The organism is Neobacillus rhizosphaerae, assembly GCF_050477885.1.
In the GTDB taxonomy this organism is placed as follows: Bacteria; Bacillota; Bacilli; order Bacillales; family Cytobacillaceae; genus Neobacillus; species Neobacillus rhizosphaerae_A.
Genome location: NZ_JBCNAC010000161.1, coordinates 1 through 6742, shown reverse-complemented (window position 1 = coordinate 6742; position 6742 = coordinate 1). Strand labels below are relative to the sequence as shown.

General features: G+C 38.3%; 8 protein-coding genes and 1 pseudogene. 2 read left to right on the top strand and 7 right to left on the bottom strand.

What is annotated here, in order from left to right; all coding sequences use genetic code 11:
• Positions 1-420 precede the first annotated feature (420 nt).
• Positions 421-1779 carry an IS110 family transposase gene (locus tag ABES03_RS21390; protein ID WP_430120476.1) on the top strand — a complete coding sequence of 453 codons (1359 nt, stop codon included), beginning with the start codon at positions 421-423 and terminating at the stop codon, positions 1777-1779.
• Between the two features lie 375 nt (positions 1780-2154).
• Here the strand turns inward: ABES03_RS21390 and yugI are convergent, their stop codons facing one another.
• Positions 2155-2556 carry a S1 domain-containing post-transcriptional regulator GSP13 gene (gene yugI, locus ABES03_RS21385; RefSeq protein WP_430120474.1) on the bottom strand — a complete coding sequence of 134 codons (402 nt, stop codon included), beginning with the start codon at positions 2554-2556 and terminating at the stop codon, positions 2155-2157.
• Between the two features lie 211 nt (positions 2557-2767).
• On the opposite strand from yugI, the pseudogene ABES03_RS21380 reads away from it, so the two are divergent.
• Positions 2768-2962, top strand: a pseudogene (locus ABES03_RS21380) (helix-turn-helix domain-containing protein); the annotation flags it as partial.
• Between the two features lie 172 nt (positions 2963-3134).
• On the opposite strand, the gene ABES03_RS21375 reads toward ABES03_RS21380, so the two are convergent.
• The 6 genes from ABES03_RS21375 to ABES03_RS21350 all read right to left on the bottom strand — a co-directional run bounded on the left by ABES03_RS21375 (position 3135) and on the right by ABES03_RS21350 (position 6617).
• Complete coding sequence (locus ABES03_RS21375; RefSeq protein WP_430120472.1) at positions 3135-3398, bottom strand: DUF1871 family protein; 264 nt, start codon at positions 3396-3398, stop codon at positions 3135-3137.
• 29 nt (positions 3399-3427) lie between these two features.
• On the bottom strand, positions 3428-3805 hold the full coding sequence (locus ABES03_RS21370; protein WP_308082671.1) for a PH domain-containing protein: 378 nt from the start codon (positions 3803-3805) through the stop codon (positions 3428-3430).
• Positions 3806-3877: 72 nt separating this feature from the next.
• Complete coding sequence (locus ABES03_RS21365; protein WP_430120470.1) at positions 3878-5077, bottom strand: alanyl-tRNA editing protein; 1200 nt, start codon at positions 5075-5077, stop codon at positions 3878-3880.
• 136 nt (positions 5078-5213) lie between these two features.
• The gene (locus ABES03_RS21360; protein ID WP_430120468.1) at positions 5214-5633 is read right to left on the bottom strand and encodes a hypothetical protein; all 420 of its coding nucleotides are present in this window, start codon (positions 5631-5633) and stop codon (positions 5214-5216) included.
• A gap of 126 nt (positions 5634-5759) precedes the next feature.
• The gene (locus tag ABES03_RS21355; RefSeq protein WP_430120466.1) at positions 5760-6308 is read right to left on the bottom strand and encodes a superoxide dismutase family protein; all 549 of its coding nucleotides are present in this window, start codon (positions 6306-6308) and stop codon (positions 5760-5762) included.
• A 96-nt stretch (positions 6309-6404) separates the two neighbouring features.
• Positions 6405-6617: a hypothetical protein gene (locus ABES03_RS21350; protein ID WP_430120464.1), complete on the bottom strand. Its 213-nt coding sequence runs from the start codon at positions 6615-6617 to the stop codon at positions 6405-6407.
• Between the last annotated feature and the right edge of the window lie 125 nt (positions 6618-6742).

Genomic DNA, 6742 nt, shown 5'->3' with positions numbered 1-6742 from the left:
CTTCTATTTACCGGTCGGGCTCTTTTTCTCTTACCACAGGCTTTAGAAGCTTCTTCTATTTACCGTTCGGGATTCTTTCCATTGGAGCGGGACATAAAATACCACACTATTAAGGACTGTGGTTGTCACAAATTTTATACTTACCTTTAAAGAACAAAAGGCGGAAGCGCCTCGTTCAGCCCCGACAGGCAAATGTTCTTCGGCGGGAAAAGTCCGCCTTTTGAACTTTCTTGCCGAAGGTTATTTGACCTGAGGGGCTAGAGACAACTAGTTCAGTTATCCACACTCGGACCTCTTTATAATTTCCTGGTGTATGAAATAATCATTTTAGACACAAAAATGTCCCAGTGACTATGTTACGATTGAAGTACTTAACCAAGTTTAACTCAATCACCCACCCGGACAAGGAGGACATAGTCAATGAGACTACTTAATGGTAAACAAGGGTTAAGAAGAAGTCAATTCGCAAATGAACTTAGAGGTGCTGATTTAGAAAAAGTTTTATTGGTTCCTATCGATGTCTCAAAAGTATTACAGAAATCTATGATCTTAAACTATTTCGGGGAGGTACTAGAACCCTCATTCTCCTTTATGGTCAGCCAATCTGGAATGAAGTTATTGATTGATAAGATTGAGAAAGCACAAATTTCCTGTAACGCAGAATGTGTATTTGTCGGCATTGAGGCAACGGGACATTACTATGAGGACATTGTTCGCATCCTTACGGAGAGAGGCTATTCTGTTCATATTATCAACCCTGCATCAACTCATGAAGAACGGAAACAACACCTCACTTATACGAAAACAGACGATATTGATTTATATCTAATTGCTGAGGTCTTGATTGGCAATAAAGCAACTAATGCCAAATTGGCTACTGGCGTTTATAAAAAACTTCAACATCTTACCCGTGCCAGAAGAAGTGAAATCAATAAACGTTCACGTATTAAAGTAGAGATTCGTACAATGCATGATCATATCTGGCGTGAATACCAGGGTTACAGCATATTAATGGATGGAAAAGTTAAGACGAGAACTATCTTTAGTGACTTTTGGGGGAAAGCTAGTTTACATCTTTTAACCCACTTCCCTCATGCTTCTCAGATCCTAGAACTTGGAGAAATTGGCTTAAGTCGACTGTCTAAACAACACAATTTGAAGATTCGGAAGACAACGATTGAAAAACTTATCTATGCAGCCAGTGAAAGTGTTTCAAGGCCTTTAGGTGACCTTTCCAGTGAACTTTTCCTACTAAAGCAAAAACTAAAGGATTATGAATGGCACACCCAAACAATTAAAGCCTATGAACAGGAAATAGAACGTATTTTCATTGAAACAGACGGCCTTTACCTTTTAACTGTTCCAGGTATTGGGCTGGTAACAGCTGCAGAAATCTACTGTGAAATGGGAGATCTCACCCATTATACAAGTGCGAATCAGCTGATAAAAAAGGCTGGAACTAATCCTACTGTTAAGCAATCAGGTCCTACTGATGGTTATTATGGACGTATCTCGAAACAAGGCAATGCGAATTTACGAAGAGCTGTCTATAACGCTGGACGCTCTCTATCAGTCCACAACGACGCTCTTAAACCTTTTTTTACCAGGTTAAAAGAAAAAGGAAAAAAGGCAGGAAAAATATATATCGCAATGGGAAACAAGTTTATAAAAATCGCTTTCGCGATGCTTAAAAATCATTCACCGTTTAAGTGGGACAATCCTACTTTTGATTACAAACAAGAAGTTACTAAGAAACTAATATCACCGATAGCTGCTTAAAAAACATATTAATAGGCGCCATTCTTTTGGTTCGAGTGGAGATCGGATCTAATTTCCTGAGGCTCTGACCTCGATGTTTAGCTTTATCCCACTCGTTCTGTAAATGCGAATCAGTACGTTAATTCTAATTTGTACTCAATGCCAGAATGCATCAATACAGACCAAGAAGCGAGTGAATACCCATTTCTGAATCAAGAAAATGGCGTCTGTTTCATAAATACTTGGTTAATTGTTACTTGTAAAAAAAAGGAAATTGCAGTAAGTGTATTTGAGTTACCTAAAAACTTGAAAAAAGTATTTGACATTGTACGCTAAACAAAAAAAAAGCCTAGTCCAAGCTACAATGTCATAGCAGGTCCTAGGCTTTTAGATTCTTTATTTTTTAATTTCTTCGCGTTGTGACTGATCAATCCACTCTTGAAGCTTATCTTTTAACGTGTTAAAACCTTGTTGACCATCAGCTTCAGGAATAATTGCTGCTGCCTGGCGCTTACGAGGCTTCTTAGCTTTAACAGCTTGTTGTTGAACAGGTGCTTCTTCTGTTGCACGAATAGATAAGCCAATTTTCCCAGCATTTTCATCAACAGATAATACCTTAACCTTGATTTCATCTCCAACTTTAAGGTGTTCATTGATATCTTTTACATAGCCGTGCGTGATTTCGGAGATGTGTACAAGACCTTGTGTATTTTCGTCTAGCGCAACGAACGCACCATATGGTTGAATACCCGTTACTTTACCTGTTACAATACTGCCTGTTTCGAATTTTTCTGACATGAAAACACTCCTAAGAAATAATTATTTATACCCTTATATACGCATTAAAAGATTATATCATATTAAATAGGTTTAATCAAAAAAGCTTATCCATGATTATTGGCTCTAGAAGAAATTTTTAACAAATTGTTCAAAAAGGGAATAAGTAAAAAAATGATACAATGATATACTAATAGTGAGAAAATATATTTTCTAAAAAGAGGTGAACGGTATGAATACAATCGGACACACCATTAAAACTTACCGCGAAAGAGTAAACATGACCCAAGAGGAATTAGCACAAAAGGTTAGAGTGGGGACGCAAACCATTGAAAAATATGAATCCGGGGAACAAATCCCAAGTAATCAAACGATTCTAAAATTATCTACTGCTCTAGATATCCCTGCGACTGAGTTATTAGCACATAGCGAGTAATTATAAATGTAACGTTGAAAAGCGGGCTCAAAAAGTACCGCTTTTTTATTTTTTCTCTTTTAGGAGTATATAAAAAGAGGAATCTGGAAAAGCTTAAAACATAAAGCTTTCTAGTATTCCCCCTTTTTGAGAGGACAACCATCATGGTTTGTCCTTTTTTTTATTAGATAGAACAAGATTCATTGGCTTTAATGACGAGTAATTTTTCTGCCATTTTGAAACAGTTTTCCATCGGGATTAGTTTTTCAAATGAAAACTCATAAATAGCTTGAATTCGCTCAGCCAGCTTTTTAGGATCATTTAATTCATGCACTGCTTGCACGGTATCAGCAATCTCTGTTTCATAGCCGCCCGACTTTAATTGAAATGGATCCCACTCATTCAATGCGTCAACATATTGCAAGTTTGTTTGAAGCTCTTTTCTCATATTATTCTCTCCAGCTCGTCTTCGTCGTATTATTTCAGAACATATTCTGCAAGAACACTTTGAAGTTCATAGATGTTAAGGTTTTTGTTAAATTGCTTTTGTAGTGGAAGGGCATTCCCTGAGATCCAGATCTTTAGTTCTGCATCTAAGTCAAAGTTACCTGCTGTTTCAATACTGAAATGTGTAATGCTTTTATAAGGAATCGAATGGTACTCGACTTTTTTCCCTGTAAGTCCTTGTTTGTCTACTAATATTAACCGCTTATTAGTAAAAATAAACATGTCACGAATTAGTTTATATGCCTTTTCTATTTGTTCAGCCGGTGCTAGAACTCGTCCGAATTCCCGCTGTACTTCTGCAGCATTTACTTCTGATGCATTTCCCATTAATCCATCTAAAAATCCCACGATTTTCACCCTCTCACGTTTCTAATCCAAGTATACCTAAATATCCAAGTAAAGAAAACTTACAGGAAGCTACTATTTTAAATGCGCTAGGATAAGTTCAAGAGTCTCTTCTGCTGGTAGGTGGGCATCTCCACCGCCTTGTGCAAAGGATTCATTTCCACCGCCTTTTCCATTTATCTTTGGTAGAATTTCTCCAACCAATGCTTTCATATTCTCTTCTCTTGCAGCACCCCTTGCACATACAAGCTGTAACCTACCTTCATTGGTTGATACAAAGAAAACTAGGACCTGATCGTTTTCCGCAGTTATAAGTCGAGCAAGCTTTTGCAGCTCTTGGATGGTGCGATTTTGAAATACTTCACCCACTATTTGATGAGAGTCCTCTGATTTGGCCAATAAGTTCTTTGCTTCATATTGAAGTAAATTTTCCCTTGCAAGCTCTAATACCTTTTCCAAAGCTTTTCCATTCTCAATCAATCGAATGACAGCAGCTTCCATTTCTTTTTCAGGAGCATTGAGTAGCTTAGTTAATTCAAGCAAAACCTTTTGCTTTTTCTCAAGCTGTTTTATTACTCGGTGCCCGCAAACAAATTGAAGCCGAATCTTTTTCTTCTGTCTTTCCCAATTTAATATTTTAATGGCGCTAACCTCTCCGGTTGTTTTAGGATGGGTTCCACCACAACCGTTATAATCAAAATTTGGAATAATCACAAGTCGAATATCCTCTTTTACCTTTGTCTCTTTTCGAAGGGCATATTGGGACAATTCTTCCTCCGTTACCCATTTCACTTCAATCTGTCTATTTTCTAAAATAATTTTATTTGCAAGCTCCTCTGCCCTCTTTACTTCGTGTTCTGTTAGAGTCTCAGTTTCGAGGTCTATGGTCAGCGTTTCTGCTCCTAAATGAAAACCTACTGTTTTATATTTAAAAAGCTGATCAAAGGCAGCTGATAAAATATGCTGCCCGCAATGCTGCTGCATATGGTCAAACCGTCTTTCCCAATCAACTCTCCCTTCTTTTATCCCTTCAATCTCCTGTAAAGGGGTTTCTAGGTAATGACGAATTTCTCCCTCTTTTTCTTCCACATTGAAGACTTTCCTATCAGCAATGCTTCCTTGATCATATGGCTGTCCGCCACCTGTTGGATAGAAGGCTGTCTGGTCTAAAACAACATACCACAGTCCTTGCTCATCCTGCTCTTGTTTTACTATGTGGGCAGGAAACGTATGTATGTACGCATCTTGGTAATATAATTTTTGTTCAATGTCCATGTCCATACACTCCAATAATTTTTATTATGTTGAATTCATTGTCTTGAAAAATAAGATAAAAAGCAAGAAATAGAAAAACCTGTCCCTTATAAAAGTTGACAGGTTCATCAATAGCTAGTTATTCAGATGACACACATTATTTTTTGTCTTTTTTCCGTTGGCCGCCCATTGATGGTGGTTTCTGTCCTTGCATTGAGCCACCCATCTGTTGCCCGCCCATCATTTGTGGGAATCCAGGTTGCTGTCCACCCATCATTTGTGGAAAGCCTGTTTGCTGCCCACCCATCATCGGTTGTTGAAAGCCTCCCATTTGTGGAAAGCCCCCCATCATTTGTGGATAGCCGTGATGGTGGTGATAGCCTCCCATCATCTGTCCAAATCCAGGCTGCTGATAGCCCCCCATCATTTGTCCAAATCCAGGTTGCTGGTAGCCTCCCATTTGTCCAAATCCAGGTTGCTGGTAGCCCCCCATTTGTCCAAATCCAGGTTGCTGGTAGCCTCCCATTTGTGGGTAACCCATTTGTCCAGGAAATCCTCCAAATTGTCTTTTGTCCATTTTATCGCCTCCTTACCGTCTCTCTGTAGTGTATGTCTCACTCTTTGGATAAGCTTAGATTTATACCTATACTGATTAAATTTTTCCAACAAAAAAGCTATCCCCTGATTGAGATAGCTTTCAATTTTATTCTTTTTCTTCCTGGGCCTTTTTTTGACCTTTTTTATTCTTTGAAATTTCACCACAAGCGATTCGATTTCCAGAGTCGCCGGTTGGTTGGGTCATCCCATCATCTTTCCCTTCGGTCACTACAATAGATGTCCCTTCTTTCGTAAACAACGACTTCTTTCCATTTTTTAACGTTACATTTGGTGCCATTAGCTCTGCAGTTACAGACCCACTATCCTCTACAATTAAATTTGGCAAGTCTCCAGCATGTGCACCTTTGGGATGAAGGAGTCCATGTTCTTTTTTTTCTGGGTTAAAATGATTACCTGCCGACTTAAAATCAGGCGCTTCACATTTCCCCTTTTCGTGAATATGGATGGCATGTTCTCCAGCTGGCAGCCCCTTTAAACTTACCGACATTTTCACACCGCTAGATTGCTCGGCTAGTGTAACTGTTCCTAGTGAGTCTCCCGAAGCATTGAACATCTCAACATCCAGTTTCTTTACTTCCTTTTCCATACATCCTGTCAGCAACAGAAGCGGAATAATCAACCAGCCTTTTTTCATATGTACTCCCCCATTAATAGACAATTTGCGCTTAGTATGGGCTTGAGTGGGGAGACCTATTCATCTCTTTTCGTATAAAAAAAGAAACAGTACTGGTTAACTGTTTCTCTGATTGGACTGATTATTTTTTAGTATTTGTTCCTCTAGCTCTTTTGTTTTCTGAGCCTCACGTTTGGAAATCTTTATGATGAATCTCATCGTCAGAAGAGCACCAATTAAAAAGATAACAAACGTAATACCCGCAGGAATATATTCTGATTTATCTTCCGGAAAATATAAAAACAAAGATAGGACGGATGGTAGAAACATTTTTCTCTCCCTTTCTAAAAGGAATGGCTCTAAAAAGTAATTATAGCAACAAAAAACGTTTCTTACCAATGAATCATTTTATAGTTACATTTATTTTGGCACTTATAAAATTGCCTGTTGATTTC